The organism is Acidithiobacillus sp. TH-A36 (assembly GCF_057473445.1).
Window position 1 is genome coordinate 1 of record NZ_JBYCKP010000472.1, and the last position, 2,141, is coordinate 2,141.

Genomic DNA, 2,141 nt, shown 5'->3' on the forward strand with positions numbered 1-2,141 from the left:
TCAGTGTAACCTGTGAAGGCAAGACTCTGAAAGAAAGCACCCTGGAACTGCCGGGTATTTTCTCCTACGAAGTCACCTTCAAGGATGCCGGCATTCGCATTGCCACCCTGACCGTCAGCGCCGAAGGCCAGAGCGAAAGCCATGATCTGCTGCTGGACACCGAGGCCCACGCCAAGGTCGGCTGAACCACCGAGCCAATCGGCCTATCACGCGCCGTCCGGCTGAGCAAAGCCAGCGGCGCTATTTTTTGGTGCTTTTTATTACCAGGCAAACTGCTGGAAAAATTCCGGCAAGCGTTGCAAACCTTCTTCCCGATCAAAAAAACGGTCAGCCCGCGCTGAACGCGCCTGATCACGCAGTTCGCGGCTCCCACCCAAACAGAAAATAGGGATATTCAGCTGGTGCTCGCGGCGGATCATGTCTATCAACTCCACCGGGTCACTGATTTGCGGGTCTTCCAGATTCAGCAGCATAAAGCGGTGCAAGAGAATTTCCTGCCATTCATCAAAAGCATCCAGATCAGTGGCTTCCGTCATTTCCCACTTTTCCGGAATAGAAGACTCCACCGCCTGACGCAATGCCGCATCACTATTCATCAATATAAAACGCTTGCGCATCCGGTCATCAATACTGGGCATTCGTCATCTCCTGTCGTTCTGGATTCGGATTTTAATCTTTCCAGACAGCCGTTTCGGCAAATCGTGCCGCCCAAAGGTCGTATTCGTCACCTGCCAATTGTTGCAAGGCGGCGTTGAAAGCGGGGGAATCCATCTGCAAGCCGCTGAATATCTGCGTCTCGCTCTCGGCCCACAGCGAGGCTTTCACCCTACGAAAGCAGCCATTTTCTGTCCAGATACGTAAATACTGCCCTTTCGGCCAATGGCGTTCTGTCAAAAAAGCCCCTGCTTTAATCTTGATACCCGCAGCTACGCGGCGGCTTCTGCGGTCTTCCCATTCCGGCTCTTCCAGTTCCGCTTCTGCCACGGCGCGCTGCTCATCACAACTCAGCACCGTCTCGATGACCGCTTGCACACCCGACTTTTCCAGCACCAGAGGAAAAGCCGACCGGAGAGCCTCGGGCGTGGGTGGAGAGGAGGACAGTTGCGACCAAGTCCAGACACTGTCCTCCAGGGCCTCTGCGAGCCAGGCACGAAACGCTTCCGAAGGGGCTGCCACACAACCGATAAAACCCTGCCAGTCCACATGGAGCATGATGCTGCCGCCCAGCACCAGACTGCGCCCGATACTTGCCGCTCCGGTCCCACCGATTTTACGCCCGGCGCACCAGAAGTCGTGCCCATCGCGCGCCTCTACGAGCACCCCAAAATGGGCATAAAGAGCCACTATCCAGGGCGCGATATAGACAAAAAGCTCAGTAGCACGGCGCATACCCCACGCCGTCGGAAAAATAAAAAAGTAGCTGAGCTGTCCGCCATCCACCCAGACCAGCCCGCCCCCCAGGGATCTTTGCAGCACCGGGACCTCCAGCTTTTTACAGGCCAGCAGGTCCAGTTCCGCTCCGGCAGATTGCGCCGCACCCAGACTCAGATGCGCCGCGCTTTGTACCAGCAGCAAAATGGGCAGATCACTGTCACCTTGCGCCTCTGCCAGCCCCACATAGGTTTTGTGGAGTAACTCCGGGGACAATACCCCCAGGGAGATGATGCGTAACCGCACCCCTCAGAGCTGCCCTGACTGGAGCGGAAAATGGCCGAAAGTCATCAATTCAGGCGTTTTCTTCCCGGGTTTCCCTGTCCTTGGGGCGGTAAAAGGCCGAAAAATAGAAATCCCGCTCATTCAGGGCTTCATGCCAGCGCACGCGCTCTTCCACACCCGCCTGCATGATACCCGCCATGGCCATGGACTGCTCACTATCCAGAATCAGGATGGTATCCTGCAAATCTTCATCCAGCTCGATAAAGTGCGCGGCCATGCCCAGAGGTTCCTGCACATGCACCAGAAATGATTTGCAGGCAGGATCTTCGGGATCCAGTGGCGTCATGACCAAACGACCCATATAGGCCATTCTCGCCAATTGGTTGAAACGGGGAATTTCCAGCTTTTTCCCCATCTTGTATTTGTTGAGTTCATTTTTGAGGCTACTGACATCAGTAATCGGTATGGACTTCATGAGTTTCCTT

At 55.4% G+C, this 2,141-nt stretch carries 3 protein-coding genes and 1 pseudogene; 1 reads left to right on the forward strand and 3 read right to left on the reverse strand.

Annotation, left to right across the window (positions count from 1 at the left end; all coding sequences use genetic code 11):
• Nucleotides 1-185: pseudogene (locus AC2VLY_RS12140) on the forward strand (hypothetical protein); the annotation flags it as partial.
• A gap of 75 nt (nt 186-260) precedes the next feature.
• Here the strand turns inward: AC2VLY_RS12140 and AC2VLY_RS12145 are convergent.
• The 3 genes from AC2VLY_RS12145 to AC2VLY_RS12155 all read right to left on the reverse strand — a co-directional run.
• Complete coding sequence (locus AC2VLY_RS12145) at nt 261-638, reverse strand: hypothetical protein (protein WP_075323203.1); 378 nt, start codon at nt 636-638, stop codon at nt 261-263.
• 31 nt (nt 639-669) lie between these two features.
• Nucleotides 670-1,677 carry a lipoate--protein ligase family protein gene (locus tag AC2VLY_RS12150; protein WP_486891720.1) on the reverse strand — a complete coding sequence of 336 codons (1,008 nt, stop codon included), beginning with the start codon at nt 1,675-1,677 and terminating at the stop codon, nt 670-672.
• 49 nt (nt 1,678-1,726) lie between these two features.
• Nucleotides 1,727-2,141 (reverse strand): hypothetical protein (locus AC2VLY_RS12155; RefSeq protein WP_486922357.1); only part of this gene is annotated, 415 nt, incomplete at its 5' end.